The sequence below is a fragment of the Streptomyces sp. NBC_00045 genome (genome assembly GCF_045041095.1).
Lineage (GTDB): Bacteria > Actinomycetota > Actinomycetes > Streptomycetales > Streptomycetaceae > Streptomyces.
Window position 1 is genome coordinate 4,289,635 of the sequence record NZ_CP108271.1, and the last position, 15,102, is coordinate 4,304,736.

Sequence of the window (15,102 nt, forward strand, 5' to 3'; positions counted from 1 at the left end):
CCCGAGCGGCCGCGCCGGTCAGGCCACGCCGGAGCCCGGTTCCGCCCCGGAGTCCGGCGCCGGTTCCAGGCCGAGTTCCAGTTCCAGTTCCAGTTCCATGCCCAGCGTCAGGGCGGGGTCCGCGGGCCCGGAGTCCGGCGTCGACTGCTCGTGGAGCTCGAACCAGATCGACTTGCCCTCGCCGCGCGGGTCCACGCCCCAGCTGTCCGCCAGCATCTCCATCAGCAGGACGCCGCGCCCGCTCGACGCCATCTCCCCCGGATGCCGCTTGTGCGGCAGCTCGTCGCTGGCGTCCGCCACCTCGATGCGCAGCCGTCGCGTCCCCAGCTCGCCGACCGCCTCCGCGACCAGTAGCGCGTCGCCGTCCGTGTGCATGAGGACGTTCGTGACCATCTCGGAGACCATGAGCACCGCCGAGTCCACCTGCTCCGCGTCCGCCCAGTCGTGCAGCAGCTCCCGGATCTGCCGGCGGGCGCCGGCGATCCGTTCCGGCTCCGCCTGCGCCACGGTGAGCATGGTGCGGCGTGCCGGTCGAGCGGGCCGCGCCGGCGGGGCGCCGCAGCCGCAGTCCGTGCCCTCCCGGCACAGCAGGACGACGGCTATGTCGTCCTCGCGGCGGTCGGCCAGCGGGCCGGTGGTGTGGTGCGAGGAGGGCCCGTGCACGGCCTGGACCAGCAGGTCGGCGAGTTCCTCCAGGTCGTCGGAGCCGTGGCCGGGTTCGTACGTCTCGGACTCCAGGATCGCCCGCAGCCGCGCCCAGCCGGTGTCCAGGTCGTGTCCGCCGGTCTCGATGAGCCCGTCGGTGCACAGCATCATCGTTTCGCCCGGCTCCAGCGTGAACTGCGTCGTCGGGTAGTCGGTGTCCGGGACGATCCCGAGCGGGAGGCCGCCGGCGGTCGGGCGCATCAGCACCGTGCCGTCCGTCATCCGGATGACCGGGTCGGGGTGGCCGGCCCGGGCCACCTCCAGCAGGCCGGTCTCCGGGTCGCACTCCACGTACAGGCAGGTCGCGAAGCGCGGGCTGAGGAAGTCGAACTCCTCGTGGGACTCGGCCCCCTTCGAAGAGCACAGCCCGGCCAGGAAGCGGGAGGCGCGGGAGAGCACCGCGTCCGGCCGGTGGCCCTCGGAGGCGTACGCGCGCACCGCGATCCGCAGCTGGCCCATCAGCCCGGCGGCCCGTACGTCGTGCCCCTGAACGTCACCGATGACCAGGGCGAACCGTCCCGACGGCAGCGGGATCATGTCGTACCAGTCGCCGCCGACCTCCAGCCCGCCGCCGGTCGGGACGTACCGGGCGGCGATCTGCATGCCCGGGATGTCGGGGCCCACCGTCGGCATCATCGACCGCTGCAGGCCGGAGGTGAGTTCCCGTTCGGATTCGGCCACGCCGGCCCGCTGGAGGGCCTGGGCCAGCATCCGGGCCACCGTCGTCAGGACGGAGCGCTCGTCCGGGGAGAAGGACACCGGATGCTTGAACGCGGCCATCCAGGCGCCCATGGTGCGCCCGGCGACGATCAGGGGGAGGAAGGCCCAGGAGACCCGGCCGAAGCGCTGGGCGAGCGGCCAGGTCGCCGGGAAGCGCCGCTTGTAGTCCTCGGGGGAGGGCAGGTAGATCGCCCGGCCGGTGCGTACGACCTCGGCGGCCGGGTAGTCCGTCTCCAGCCGCATGTCCGTGAACGGGTCCTCGTCCCCGGGTCCGTGCCCGCGGTGCCCGATGACCGACAGTCGGTCCCCGGCCACCCCGAAGACCGCCAGTCCGTCGGGGCTGAAGCCGGGCATCGAGAGCGAGGCGGCCACCCGCAGCACCTCGGCCGTGGACCGGGCCTCGGCGAGCGCCCGCCCCGCGTCCAGCAGGAAGGCCTCGCGGGAGCGCCGCCAGTCGCCGGTGATCGGGGTGTGCACGGCGGTCGTACCGGGCTGCGGTTCGGCGATCTCCTGGATCGTGCCGATCAGCTCGTAGTCGACGCGGCCGTCGGGGCAGCGGTTCTCCACGGGCTTGGAGCGGCTGCGCACGGTCCGCAGCACCCGCCCGTCCTCGTCCATGATTCGCAGCCGGGCCTCGGCGAGGGTGTCCTCGGCCACCGCGAGGTTGACGATCCCGTTGATCTCGTTCCAGTCCACCGGGTGGAACCGCGACCGTACGACGACCTCCGGGAGGACGGCGGGCTCCGCGGGCAGCCCGAGCAGCCGGGCGGCCTCGCTGTCCAGAGTGACCGTCCCGGAGGCGTTGTCCCATCGCCACAGGCCCGTCGCGATGGCGGCCAGGACGTCCTCGGTGCGCACCCGGTCATCTTTACAGGTCATCCCCCCCCCGGCGGCCTGTTCGTGGGGGCTGCCGGGCACGCCAGCGCGGTCCCCGGCCCGGACGGTAACCTTGTGAGGGTTGAATCCACCCTGGTATCGCGAAGAACTGGATGACTGATGCATCGGTACAGGTCCCACACCTGCGGCGAGCTCCGCGCCTCTGACGTCAACGCCGACGTCCGGCTGAGCGGCTGGCTGCACAACCGTCGAGACCTGGGCGGCATCCTCTTCATCGATCTGCGCGACCACTACGGCATCACGCAGCTCGTCGCCCGCCCCGGCACCGCCGCGAACGAGGCGCTCAGCAGCGTCACCAAGGAGACCGTCGTCCGCATCGACGGCAAGGTCGTCTCCCGTGGCGCGGACAACGTGAACCCCGAGCTGCCGACCGGCGAGATCGAGATCGAGGTCTCCGAGGTCGAGGTGCTCGGCGCGTCCGCACCGCTGCCCTTCACGATCAACACCGACGACGGTGTGAACGAGGAGCGGCGCCTGGAGTACCGCTTCCTCGACCTGCGCCGCGAGCGCATGCACCGCAACATCATGCTGCGCTCCGCCGTCATCGCGGCGATCCGCCACAAGATGGTGGCCCTCGGCTTCAACGAGATGGCGACCCCGATCCTCACCGCGACCTCCCCCGAGGGCGCCCGTGACTTCGTCGTCCCGTCCCGCCTGAACCCGGGCAAGTTCTACGCCCTGCCGCAGGCCCCGCAGCAGTTCAAGCAGCTGCTGATGATCTCGGGCTTCGACCGGTACTTCCAGATCGCGCCGTGCTTCCGCGACGAGGACGCCCGCGCCGACCGCTCGCCGGGCGAGTTCTACCAGCTCGACGTCGAGATGTCGTTCGTCGAGCAGGAGGACGTCTTCCAGCCGATCGAGCGCCTGATGACCGAGCTCTTCACCGAGTTCGGCGGCGGCCGCGAGGTCACCTCGCCGTTCCCGCGGATCCCGTTCCGCGAGTCGATGCTGAAGTACGGCAACGACAAGCCCGACCTGCGCGCCAAGCTGGAGCTCGTCGACATCACCGACGTCTTCGAGGGCTCGGAGTTCAAGGCGTTCGCCGGCAAGCACGTCCGTGCGCTGGCCGTCCCGGACACCGCCGCGCAGCCGCGCAAGTTCTTCGACGGCCTCGGCGAGTACGCGATCTCGCTGGGCGCCAAGGGCCTGGCATGGGTCCGCGTCGGCGAGGACGGCGGCCTGACCGGCCCGATCGCCAAGTTCCTCACCGAGGAGAACATCAAGGTCCTCACCGAGCGCCTGGGCCTGGTCCCCGGCCATGCCGTGTTCTTCGGCGCGGGCGAGTTCGACGATGTCTCCAAGATCATGGGCCCGGTCCGGGTCGAGGCCGCCAAGCGCGCCGGCCAGTTCGAGGAGAACGTCTTCCGGTTCTGCTGGATCGTCGACTTCCCGATGTACGAGAAGGACGAGGAGACCGGCAAGATCGACTTCTCGCACAACCCCTTCTCCATGCCGCAGGGTGGCATGAAGGACCTGGAGGAGAAGGACCCGCTGGACATCCTGGCCTGGCAGTACGACATCGTCTGCAACGGCATCGAGCTGTCCTCCGGCGCCATCCGCAACCACGAGCCCGAGGTCATGCTGAAGGCCTTCGAGATCGCCGGTTACGAGGCCGAGACCGTCGAGCGCGAGTTCGCCGGCATGCTCCGCGCCTTCCGCCTCGGCGCCCCGCCGCACGGCGGCATCGCCCCGGGCGTCGACCGCATCGTGATGCTGCTCGCCGACGAGCCGAACATCCGCGAGACCATCGCCTTCCCGCTGAACGGCAACGCGCAGGACCTGATGATGGGCGCGCCCACCGTCCTGGAGGAGTCCCGCCTGCGCGAGCTGAACATCGCGCTGCGCAAGCCGGTGGAGACGAAGCCGGCGGAGGCCAAGCCGGTCGCCGAGGCCGTCCACCCGGACGCCGCCCGCTAAGCAGGCACAGGCACGACGAAGGGCCCGGGATCCGATCGGATCCCGGGCCCTTCGTCGTACACCGGCCTGCTCAGAAGCTCTGGAGCAGGCCCTTGACCAGCGCGGCGGAGGTCAGCTCGGCCGGGGCGGGGCCGGCGTGGAAGAAGCCGGCGTTCTCGGCGTCCAGCTTGCGCAGGAAGTCGAAGGCCTTGGCGTCGTGGTCGCCGAACGCGACGAACTGCCAGTGCACGCCGGGGGCGGAGGCGGCGGCATCGGCAATGGCCTGCTTGGCGGGCCGGACGCTGTCGGGGGCGCCGTCGGTCTGGAACACCACGAGGGCGGGGCCTTCGCCGCCGTCCTTCTGGTACCGCTCGACGACGGCCTCCACGGCCACGTGGTAGCTGGTGCGGCCCATGCGGCCGAGCTCGGCGTGGCGGGCCTCGACCCAGGTGCCGTCGTGGGAGTCGAGGGCCAGATCGGCGGTGCCGTCCACCTCCGTGGAGAAGAACACGGTGTGCACGGTCGCCCCCTCGTCCAGGTGCGCGGCGAGGGCGAGGGCGTGGTCCGCGAGGTGCTGGGCGCTGCCGTCCTTGTAGAACGGGCGCATCGAACCGGACCGGTCCAGGACCAGGTACACCTTGGCTCGCGCACCGGCCTTGCCCTTGCCCCGGAGCACCTGCCCGGCGGCCTTGTAGGCTCCCGCGACCCCGGGCGCCCGCCGCTTCACATCACCCAACGCCCAAGCCGGCGCACCGGCCTCGCCCTCGGGCTCGATGACGCCCTCGGGCTCCGCCGCAGGGGCCTCGGCTCCGGCCGCGACGACGTCGGCGACGACCTCGGCTTCGGGCTCCGCCACGGGGGTCTCGGTGACGGCCTCGGGCTCTGTGGCGGGAGCCTCGGCCTCAGCCGCGACGACGTCGGCGACGACCTCGGCCTCGGGCTCCGCCACGGGGGTCTCGGTCTCGGGCTCGACGACAGCGTCGGGCTCGGTGACCTCGGCGACAGCTGCGGCCTCGGGCTGGTCAACGGCCTCGGGTTCCGCTTCGGCGGTCGGGGCCGCGGACTCGTGCTCCGCCGCGGCGGTTTCGGCCTCGACCTCGGGCTCGGCCGCGGGGGCTTCGGCCTCGGGCTGGGCAACGGCCTCGGGTTCCGCTTCGGCGGTCGGGGCCGCAGCCTCGGGCTCCGCCACGGCGGTCTCGGTCTCGATCACCGGCTCCGCCGAGGGGGCTTCGGCCTCGGCCGCGATGACTTCGGCGACAACTTCGGCCTCGGGCTCTGTGGCGGGAGCCTCGGCCTCAGCCGCGACGACGTCGGTGACGACCTCGGCCTCGGGCTCCGCCACGGGGGTCTCGGGCTCGACGACAGCGTCGGGCTCGGTGACCTCGGCGACAGCTGCGGCCTCGGGCTGGGCAACGGCCTGGGGCTCCGCTTCGGCGGTTTCGGCCTCGACTACGGGCTCCGCCGCGGGGGCTTCGGCCTCGGGCTGGGCAACGGCCTCGGGTTCCGCTTCGGCGGTCGGGGCCGCAGCCTCGGGCTCCGCCACGGCGGTCTCGGTCTCGATCACTGGCTCCGCCGAGGGGGCTTCGGCCTCGGCCGCGATGACCTCGGCGACAACTTCGGCCTCGGGCTCGGTGACGGCCTCGGGTTCTGTGGCGGGAGCCTCGGCCTCAGCCGCGACGACGTCGGTGACGACCTCGGCCTCGGGCTCCGCCACGGCGGTCTCGGTCTCGATCACCGGCTCCGCCACGGCGGTCGCCGCAAGGGCTTCGGCCTCGGGTTCCGCTTCGGCGGTCGGGGCCGCGGGCTCCGGCGCCGGCGCCGGCTGCACGGGGGTTCCCGGCAGGGGGCGGCGGGCTTCCGGGACCGTGGGGTCCGGCGCCGGAGCGGTGAGGAGGGTCCCCGGTTCGCGGTCCCGAGGAGCGGACTGCGGGGGAACCGTCGGGTTGTCGAAGGACGCCGCGACCAGTTCGGCCGCCACGTCCAGGGGGGTCCGTTCCGCCTGGCTCGGGACGGAGGCCGAAGTGGCATCCGTCATCTCCGGAACCGGCTCGGCAGACCGTCCGAACACCTTGCGCAACAAGCTCCGAATACCCATGGGCCAGGCCTTTCGCATGAGTGCGTGCGTCATTTGTCCGTGCTGCGCGGTTGATCCCTGCCCAGAGTGGACACGTAAGGTTATCGGCCGCCTGGCTGGAACTTCGGCAGGGGCGCCCTTCGTGGCGCCCGGCCCGCCCAGCACACACCCCATCTTGCCGAACTCCCGCACCGCCGTGCCCGGTTCACCGAGCGTTCATTCCGCCGCCGCCGCATTGGCGGAAGCCGCACCTACCGTCGCGGCTGGATTCGACCGACATGACGTCGGCGCCCATGCATCTACGGAGGACATTCGTGCGCAAGCTTCTGCCGCTCATAGGCAACTCGCATGGGGGCGGCCGCTCCGCCCTCACCTGCCGCTACCGCTGTGGTGACGCCTGCTTCCACGAGGTTCCGAACACGAGCGACAACGAGTACGTCGGTGATGTCATCGCCCGCGCCTACTCCCGCCGCTCGATGCTGCGCTCCGCCGCCGTCGTCACGGTCGCCTCCGCCGCCGGTACCGCCGTCACCCTCGGCGGGAACGGCTCCTCGGCCACCGCCGCACCCGCGGCCGACGCCCAGGGGGCGGCCGCGGACGCCGTCAACGCCGCGGGTGCCCGCGGTCTGCGCTTCAAGGCCGTCCTGCCGAACACCGACGACCGGGTCACCGTCCCCGAGGGCTACGAGCAGAACGTGGTCATCCGCTGGGGCGATCCCATCGTCAAGGGCGCTCCGGCGTTCAACGCCGACAAGCAGACCGCCGCCGCGCAGGCCGGCCAGTTCGGCTACAACAACGACTTCCTGTCCCTGCTCCCGCTCGGCAGCGACTACGAGCGCCAGCAGCTCCTCGTGGCGAACCACGAGTACACCGACGAGAACCTGATGTTCAAGGGCTACGACCCGGCGAACCCGACCCGCGAGCAGGTCGAGGTCGCCTGGGCCGCGCACGGCCTCGGCGTCGTCGTCGTCCAGGAGGACCACCGCAGCGGCAAGCTGACCGCGGTCAACCGCCACCAGCTCAACCGCCGCCTCACCGCGACCAGCGAGTTCAAGCTCACCGGCCCGGCCGCGGGCAGCGCCCTGGTGAAGACCTCCGCCGACGCGACCGGCACCAAGGTCCTCGGCACGCTCAACAACTGCTCCGGCGGCACCACCCCGTGGGGCACCACGCTCCACGGCGAGGAGAACTTCAACCAGTACTTCGCCAACGCCGGCCAGGTCACCGAGCCCGTCGAGGCCGCCCGCCTCAAGCGCTACGGCGTCACGGCCGGCGCCACCGAGCGCAAGTGGGAGCGCTTCGACAAGCGCTTCGACGTGCTCCAGGAGCCGAACGAGTCGCACCGCTTCGGCTGGGTCGTCGAGCTCGACCCGTACGACCCGGCCTCCACCCCGCGCAAGCGCACCGCTCTGGGCCGCTTCAAGCACGAGGGCGCCCAGCCCCGTCTGACCGAGGACGGCCGCCCGGTCGTCTACATGGGCGACGACGAGCGCTTCGACTACTTCTACAAGTTCGTCTCGTCGAAGCAGATGAAGAAGGGCACCTCGCGCGCGGCGAAGGAGCACAACCTCACGCTGCTCGACGAGGGCACCCTGTACGTCGCCAAGCTGACCGGTGACTCCCCGGCCGCCGAGGTGGACGGCTCCGGCAAGCTCCCCTCCGACGGCCAGTTCGACGGCTCCGGCGTGTGGATCAAGCTGCTCACCTCCTCCCCCTCCGGCAACGTCTCGCACGTCCCGGGCATGACCGCCGAAGAGGTGGCCGTCTTCACGCGCGAGGCCGGTGACAAGGTGGGCGCGACCAAGATGGACCGCCCCGAGGACATCGAGCCCTCGCCGCGCACCGGCCGCGTGTACGTCGTCCTCACCAACAACACCGACCGCGGCAAGGCCGGCAAGGCCGGTGCGGACGAGGCGAACCCGCGCAACCTGAACAAGCACGGCCAGATCCTGGAGCTCGCCGAGAACTTCGACGACCCGGCCGGTGACGGCTTCGCCTGGCGCCTGTTCCTGGTCGCCGGTGACCCGAAGGACCCGTCCACCTTCTTCGCGGGCTTTCCGAAGGACAAGGTCAGCCCGATCTCCTGCCCGGACAACGTGACCTTCGACCCGCACGGCAACCTGTGGATCTCCACGGACGGCAACCAGCTCGGTTCCCACGACGGTCTGTTCGGCGTCGCCACCGCCGGTGAGCGCCGCGGTGAGCTGAAGCAGTTCCTGACCGTTCCGCGTGGTGCCGAGACCTGTGGCCCGCTGGTCCAGGACAAGCGCGTCCTGGTCGCCGTTCAGCACCCGGGCGAGATCGACGGCGCGTCCGTCGAGAAGCCGCAGTCGGTGTGGCCCGACGGCCCCGGCAAGATCGTCCGTCCGGCGGTCGTGTCCGTGTGGCGCAAGGACGGCAAGAACATCGGCGTCTGATCGCACCCGTGGCCCCAAAGCCGGTCAGGCGGACGGTGTTTCACGTGAAACCTTCTCGTGGAACACCGTCCGCCAGCCGTCCGACGGGGAGCCTGAGGGTGGTCACCGCCCCGCCGCCGGGGGCGTTGGCGAAGCTCAGGGCGATCTCCAGGACCGTGGCCTGGCCGACCACGATGGTCAGTCCCAGCCCGTGGCCCCGGCCGCGGCCCGGGTCCCCGGTGCGGAACCGCTGCGGGCCCTGTTCGATCAGCTCGGGCGGGTAGCCGGGCCCGTGGTCGCGCACGATCACCACCGGTCCCTCCACGGTCACCTCGACCGGCGGTTCCCCGTGTTTGTCGGCGTTGACCAGCAGGTTGGCCAGGATGCGGTCCAGCCGTCGGCGGTCGGTCAGCACCACCGCGTCCCGGATCACCCGTACCGAGGTCTCCAGGCGGGTGGCCGCGACGGCCCGCTGCACTGCCCGGCCGAGCTCCACCCGGGCCAGGTCGGCCTGCTCCACGCCCGAGTCGAGCCGGGAGATCTCCAGCAGGTCCTCGGTGAGCAGGTGCAGGGCCTTGAGCCGGTCGTTGATCATCTCCTTCGGGCGGCCCTCCGGCAGCAGGGCGGCCGCGGCCAGCGAGCCGGTGAGCGGGGTGCGCAGCTCGTGCGCGACGTCCGCGGTGAAGCGCTTCTCCGCCTCGATCCGCTCCTGGAGGGAACGGGCCATCGAGTTCAGTGCCTGCGCGACGTCGCGTACCTCGTCGTGGTAGCGGGGCCGGCGCCGGCCTCTGCCGTCGGCCGGGCCGTCCTGGCCGTCGCGGTCCTGTTGTTCGGAGGGGAATTCCACGCGGGCGTCCAGGTCTCCGGCGCTGATGCGACGCGCCACTGCGGCCGTGGTGGTCAGCCGTCGGCTGATCCGGTTGGCGAGGAACAGGCCGGCCAGTGCCACGACTCCCGCGGCGAGGGCGCAGGAGGCGAGGATCGCGGTGTCGACGTCCCGCAGCCGGTGGCGGGTGCTCTCGTACGGGAGCCAGACGGCGAGTGCCCGGTCGTCCGCGGGTCCGGCGGCCCACATGACGGGTTTGCCGTCGTGCGCGCCGACCATGCTGCCGGTGCGTCCGCGGGCGATGAGGGCGCGCAGCGGCCCGGGGAGCTGCGGCGGGTCGATCGCCACGTTCATTTCGCCGTAGGACGTGCCGTACTGGTACTGGGCGAGGGCCTGGTCCAGGTCCCGGTCCGCGTCCTTGCGGACCTCTCCGACGATCTGCCGGGCGACCACGTTGTGCACCAGGATGCCGAGCACGGCCGCGACGGCGCAGCACACGGCCGTGGTGGTCAGGGCGATCTTCCAGCGCAGACTGCTCGTCACCCGCACGACGCCCGGCCCTCTCAGCCCCGGCTCGCGGCGGAGCACGGGGCGGAGCTGTTCTTCGGACCGGCGCAGTCGTCGAGGGTGAGCTGGGACAGGCTCATGATGCCGGCCCCGGGGTCCCACACGTAGTCGGAGACGGAGACCTTCTCCGGGTTCGAGGTCGGCTCGCGGACCGCCAGGTGCTCGGCGGCCACCTCCACGCCCTCCAGCACCCCGCGCCGGGACAGGATCCGGGTGATCGACCCGTCGTCGCGGACGGTGTAGACGCGCAGTTCGCTGAGCCTGCCGTCGATGTCCAGAGCGGTGATCAGCTCCTCGCGGCCGTCGCCCGTCACGTCGTGCAAGGCCGCGGGCCGCACCGGGCAGTCCGGACCGCCGTCCACAGCCCGTGTGCACGGCGCGAGGCGCTGCACCGCCCGCGGGTCGACGAGGCGCCCGGTGCCGCCGTCCTGGGCGGCGGCGGCCTTGATGTCGGCCCGTACGACCTCCACCGCGTTCACGCCGCGCATGCTGGAGCCGGCGACCTTGGGCAGCCCCGGGACCACGGCGGCCGTACCGGGCTGCTGGCCCGGGCCGGGCGGATCCGGGTGGATGCCCGCCCACAGGGACTGCGGGGCGTGCACCGTGCCCAGGTCGCCGTCGTTGCGCAGCCCCTCCACGTCGGCACACCCGGCCGCCGCCGCGAGGACGGCGGCCAGGACCGGGGCCGCGGCCGCCCTGCGGCCGCGCGGGGAGAGGGGCCTCATGCACCGATGCTCTCCCGCCCGGGCCGCGCGGGCCCGGCTCCGGGGCCATTCGGGCGATGCGCTCCCGCCCCCCCCGGAGCCCCACCTCCGGGGGCGGGCCCCGCGGCGGGCCCGGGGGCGGGCGCGCGTCAGTGGCCGGGCGAGGCGATCGCGCGCGCTGCGGCGAGCTCTTGGCGCACCGGGGCCAGCACGGAGTCCGCGTCGCCGGGCGGCGGGGCCGCGGGGCGCAGCTGGGAGGGCGTCCGGGCGTTGCGCACCCCTTCTGCGAGGGCCCGCAGATCGGTGATGACGGTCTCCACCTCCTCGGCGCGGGGCGCCTCGGCGCCGTGGTTGACCCGGACCCGGGCGGCGGTGGTCGCGTCCACGATCCGTTCGACGGCGACGACCAGCGGCCACCAGGCGGCGGCCCGCGCCCCCGTCGGCGGCGGCTCGGTCAACGCCCGCTGGAACTCGTTGCGCACCCCCGACATGTCCCGGTAGATCCGTCGCCGGGCCTGGAGCCGGGCGGTGCGCGCCGCCCGCTGCGCGGCTTCCGTGTCCGGGTGGCCGCCGAAGGCCCGTTCCACGTACCGGGCCGCATCGTCGATGGTGTCGGCGAGCCGGTCGCCGATCCGGGTGTGCCAGCTCTCGGGCCACAGCAGGTAGCCGAAGACCAGGGTGATGGCGCAGCCGATCAGGCTGTCCAGTAGCCGGGGCCGGATCAGGTCGAAGCCCTGGTGGTTGAGGAGGTCCGAGAGCAGCAGGATCACCGGGGTGATCGCGGCGGTCTGGAAGGCGTACCCCTTGGCGGAGAAGGCGGGGATCAGCGCGGCCAGCACCACCATCACCGGAACGTCCCACCAGCCGCGCGGTACTTCGGAGAGCACGGCGGCGGCGATGACCAGCCCGGCCGCCGTGCCCAGGGCGCGCAGCACGGCCCGGGAGAACACCGAGCCGAAGTCGGGCTTGAGGACGAAGGTGACGGTCAGCGCGACCCAGTAGGACCGCTCGACCGGCACCAGCGAGACCAGGCACTGGGCGAGCCCGATGCACAGGGCGAGGCGCAGCCCGTACCTCCAGGATGTGCCGGACAGCATCATGTCGCGCACGGCCCGCCGGGCCCGGACGGTCAGCGCGGCGGGCCGGCCGAGCCGGTCGTCGACGTTGTGCAGGTCGGGATCGGGCAGGTGCACGATGGCCGCGGCGTGCCGCAGGGCCGCGTCGAGGGCCCGTTCGGCGGGGGTGTGCGGCGCGGGGAGGTCCAGTACGGGCTTCCCGGTGCGGCCTTGTTCTACGGCCCGTGCCAGGTCCCGTACGGCCGCCGGGATTTCGGGCGGCAGCGGTCTGCCGCGCAGGTGCATGGCGGGTGCGGCCTCGACCAGCGGGATCACCACGTTCAGCTGGGCCAGCATCCGTACGAGCGCGGGACTGCGGCCGTGCACCCGGGCGCGGCGGCCCAGAACCAGGTCGTAGGCCTGGTTCAGGGCGTGCGTGACCTGTCGGCGGCGTTCGTCGTAGTCCGGTCCGCCGGCGGCTTCCAGGGCGTCGGCGAGGGCCCGGTAGGTGTCCGCCACGGCGGCGCGCTCCGGCTGCCGGCCGCGCAGCGGCCAGCCCAGCAGCGTCAGCAGGAGGACGAACAGCCCGCCCGCACTGAGCAGCAGGGGGGCCGTCCACCAGGGCCGGGGGAGCGGCAGCCCGGCGCCGACCACGGCGTTGAGGAGCAGCAGCAGTCCCGACACGGACGCGACCGTGCCGATCGAGGAGATCATCCCGGAGACGAGGGCGATCAGGGTGAGGGCACCGACGGCCACCCAGCCGTGGCCGAAGACCAAGGTGCCCAGGGCGACACCGATCGCGCCGAAGAGCTGGGGCACGGCGATGTTCAGGATCCGCATCCGGTAGGCGTCGGCGGTGTCGCCGATGACCCCGGACAGGGCGCCCATCGAGACGAGGGCCCCGTACTCGGGCTCGTTCAGGGCGAAGCCGACGGCGAGCGGGGTGGCCATCGCGACGCCGGCCCGCGCGGCGGCGGCCCAGGGAATCGGGGCGGCACTCGGCCGCAGTCCCTTGAGCAGCCAGGCGGGCGGAGCCAGCGGGTGGTGCCGGGGGCGCCCGGAGGGTATCTGTTCGGTGCGTTCGGTGCTCATTCAGCTTCCGTGCGGCCGCTCGTGAATCGGTTCTTCTGCGCTGTTCCGGGGTCTTGCGTTCTTCTTGGGTTCTTCTCGGGTTCTTCTGGGGCGTTCTGCGCGCGTGGGTACGTTCCGAGCTTATGGGGTGCGACGTAGTCGGCCCGTCAGCCAGGCGCCCAGTGCGGCGGCGAGCCCGATCGCCAGCACCACCCAGGCGGTCGTGCGCAGGAACGCGGTGAGGGCGTCGTACACCGCGGCCGCTGCCGCCCGGTCGATGTCGGCCGGCAGGTCGTCCAGGGTGAGCCGGCGGCAGACGGCCAACGCGATCCACAGCAGTACGGCGCCGACGGCGACCCCCAGCCCGGTGGCGATCACGGCGCGGCGCCGGTGCACGGCGACCGCGATCGCCGCAGCGGCGAGCACCAAGGTCAGCACGGGAAGCCAGATGCCGGCGACTTGGAGCATGCGGAAACCCTTCCGGAGCGCGCCCAGGTCGTCGTACTCCATGACCTTCACCGATACGTGCGTCACCGGGATGCGGTCGGCGAACGGCACCCCGTCGGCGACGAGCTCCCCCTTGACCTGCTCGATCGCGGGTGCGAGGTCGATGGTGACGGCGTCGCCGTCGCCGGTGGTGAGCGCCTTGAGGAACGCGGCGTGCGCGGCGCGGTTGGCCGCGTCCCAGGCGGTGCGGTAGGCCGGCGTGCCGGCGAAGGAGCGCAGGGCTTCGCCGAGGAGGGCGTCGATCCCGCTCTGGAACGGGCCGGCGTCGATCTGCCCGGCGAGGGCGCGGCCCGCCTGGCTGACGACGACGCCCTGGACGGCCGGGTCGTCGGCCAGGGGGGACATGGCCGCGGTGTACCGGTCGGCGTCGCCGAGCTCGCGGTCCGCCCAGTACGCGACGGCGCTCGCGGGCACGAGCACGGTCACGAGGACGATGAGTACCGCCGAGAGGAAGGTGCGCACGTCACCAGGGGAAACCGCGCCGGTGCCGGGCGCGAGCGGTGCTGCTGCGGGTGGGTGGCGGCCGGATGGCGGGCCGACGGCCGGCGGCGCGCGCCCGGGAGGGGGAGCCGGGACGCGGTGCGCGCGTGGCGCCCTTGCGGAAGGAATCCTGGATTTCTAGCGTCCAGGTTATGAGGATGAGCGAGGGCGTCGAGTGGGCGCTGCACAGCTGCGTCAATCTGGCCTGGGCCGGTCCCGGGCGGGCCGTCCCGGCAGCACGGCTGGCCGCCTGGCACGACCTCCCGGCGGCCTACCTCAACAAACAGCTCCAAGCGCTGGCCCGACCGCTCGCCGAGATCACCCTCATGGACGTGGTCGCCGCCGTCGAAGGCCCCGAGGAGGCCTTCCGGTGCGCGGAGATCCGGCAGCAGGGTCCGGGCGGCGCCCCGGCCGCGGACGACGGCCCGGCCTGCGCGATCGCGCACGCCATGAGCCGGGCCGAACTCGCCTGGCGCCGGGCCCTGGCAGCGGAGGACCTCGACGGGATCCGGCGCCGGGCCGAACAGCAGGCGCCCCAGGCCCCGGCACGGCTGCGCGCCTGGCTCGCGGGGACCGCGGGCGGGCCGCCGGGCGGTGGCCGTCCCACCGCACGACCGGCCGTCCCGGGCGACTGACGGCCCGCAACCGACCACCGACCCGCAACCGACAACCGGCCCACCGACCAGCAGGAGCTGGGGGCCTTGCAACCGCTGGGGCGCTGATCCACTTGCCGGTCCGGGGCGGCGGGTGTGCCCTGGATGATGGGAGAGAGGAGCCCTGTCATGGCACATGCGGCACCCACCGCCCCGATGCGGCGGCACTGGCAGGCGACCGGCACGGACGACGCGATCAAGGGCCAGCTGGCGCGGGCACTGCTCCTCGGACTGGTCTACGGAGTCTGGGCGGCCTACATGAGGCGCGACACGGGCGGGGTCGACACGGGCAACGTCTTCTACGGGATCCTGTGCGGGGTCGTCTTCGCCGGCATCATGTTCACCCTTGCCCGCCTCGGTCCGCGGCTGATGCAGGAGTTGCACGCCGCGGCGTACGGCGCGTTCGGCGGGATCGCGGTGGGCTACCTGTACAGCATGGCCGACCACTCGATCCTCCGCTCGTGCTGGGTCGGCTTCATCACGGGCATCGGCATCGGGCTGGCGGCGTTCTACCGCTACCACACGCGCGAGCCCTGATCCGGAAGCGAGGC

General features: G+C 72.8%; 10 protein-coding genes. 4 read left to right on the plus strand and 6 right to left on the minus strand.

Going from position 1 to position 15,102, the window contains the following annotated elements:
• Positions 1–18 precede the first annotated feature (18 nt).
• The gene (locus OHA65_RS20065) at positions 19–2,283 is read right to left on the minus strand and encodes a SpoIIE family protein phosphatase (protein WP_328763260.1); all 2,265 of its coding nucleotides are present in this window, start codon (positions 2,281–2,283) and stop codon (positions 19–21) included.
• Between the two features lie 138 nt (positions 2,284–2,421).
• On the opposite strand from OHA65_RS20065, the gene aspS reads away from it, so the two are divergent.
• Positions 2,422–4,239, plus strand: coding sequence for an aspartate--tRNA ligase (aspS, locus tag OHA65_RS20070; RefSeq protein ID WP_327284470.1), 1,818 nt, complete (start codon positions 2,422–2,424; stop codon positions 4,237–4,239).
• A gap of 70 nt (positions 4,240–4,309) precedes the next feature.
• On the opposite strand, the gene OHA65_RS20075 is transcribed toward aspS, so the two are convergent.
• Entirely contained in the window at positions 4,310–6,253 is a 1,944-nt protein-coding gene (locus OHA65_RS20075) for a VWA domain-containing protein (RefSeq protein WP_327284471.1), read from the minus strand.
• Between the two features lie 353 nt (positions 6,254–6,606).
• Between OHA65_RS20075 and OHA65_RS20080 the strand changes: the two genes are divergently transcribed.
• Positions 6,607–8,709, plus strand: coding sequence for a PhoX family phosphatase (locus OHA65_RS20080; protein ID WP_327284472.1), 2,103 nt, complete (start codon positions 6,607–6,609; stop codon positions 8,707–8,709).
• A 40-nt stretch (positions 8,710–8,749) separates the two neighbouring features.
• Here OHA65_RS20080 and OHA65_RS20085 read toward each other — a convergent pair whose 3' ends face one another.
• The 4 genes from OHA65_RS20085 to OHA65_RS20100 form a co-directional block, all read right to left on the minus strand.
• A complete protein-coding gene (locus OHA65_RS20085; RefSeq protein WP_327284473.1) occupies positions 8,750–10,057 on the minus strand; it encodes an ATP-binding protein in 1,308 nt (435 codons plus the stop codon).
• A gap of 20 nt (positions 10,058–10,077) precedes the next feature.
• The gene (locus tag OHA65_RS20090) at positions 10,078–10,806 is read right to left on the minus strand and encodes a hypothetical protein (RefSeq protein ID WP_327284474.1); all 729 of its coding nucleotides are present in this window, start codon (positions 10,804–10,806) and stop codon (positions 10,078–10,080) included.
• Positions 10,807–10,934: 128 nt separating this feature from the next.
• On the minus strand, positions 10,935–12,932 hold the full coding sequence (locus OHA65_RS20095; protein WP_327284475.1) for an FUSC family protein: 1,998 nt from the start codon (positions 12,930–12,932) through the stop codon (positions 10,935–10,937).
• Positions 12,933–13,052: 120 nt separating this feature from the next.
• Entirely contained in the window at positions 13,053–13,880 is an 828-nt protein-coding gene (locus OHA65_RS20100) for a hypothetical protein (RefSeq protein ID WP_327284476.1), read from the minus strand.
• 176 nt (positions 13,881–14,056) lie between these two features.
• Here OHA65_RS20100 and OHA65_RS20105 point away from each other — a divergent pair, with 176 nt between their 5' ends.
• On the plus strand, positions 14,057–14,533 hold the full coding sequence (locus OHA65_RS20105; RefSeq protein WP_327285726.1) for an Rrf2 family transcriptional regulator: 477 nt from the start codon (positions 14,057–14,059) through the stop codon (positions 14,531–14,533).
• Between the two features lie 147 nt (positions 14,534–14,680).
• Positions 14,681–15,088, plus strand: coding sequence for a hypothetical protein (locus tag OHA65_RS20110; RefSeq protein WP_327284477.1), 408 nt, complete (start codon positions 14,681–14,683; stop codon positions 15,086–15,088).
• Positions 15,089–15,102 lie beyond the last annotated feature (14 nt).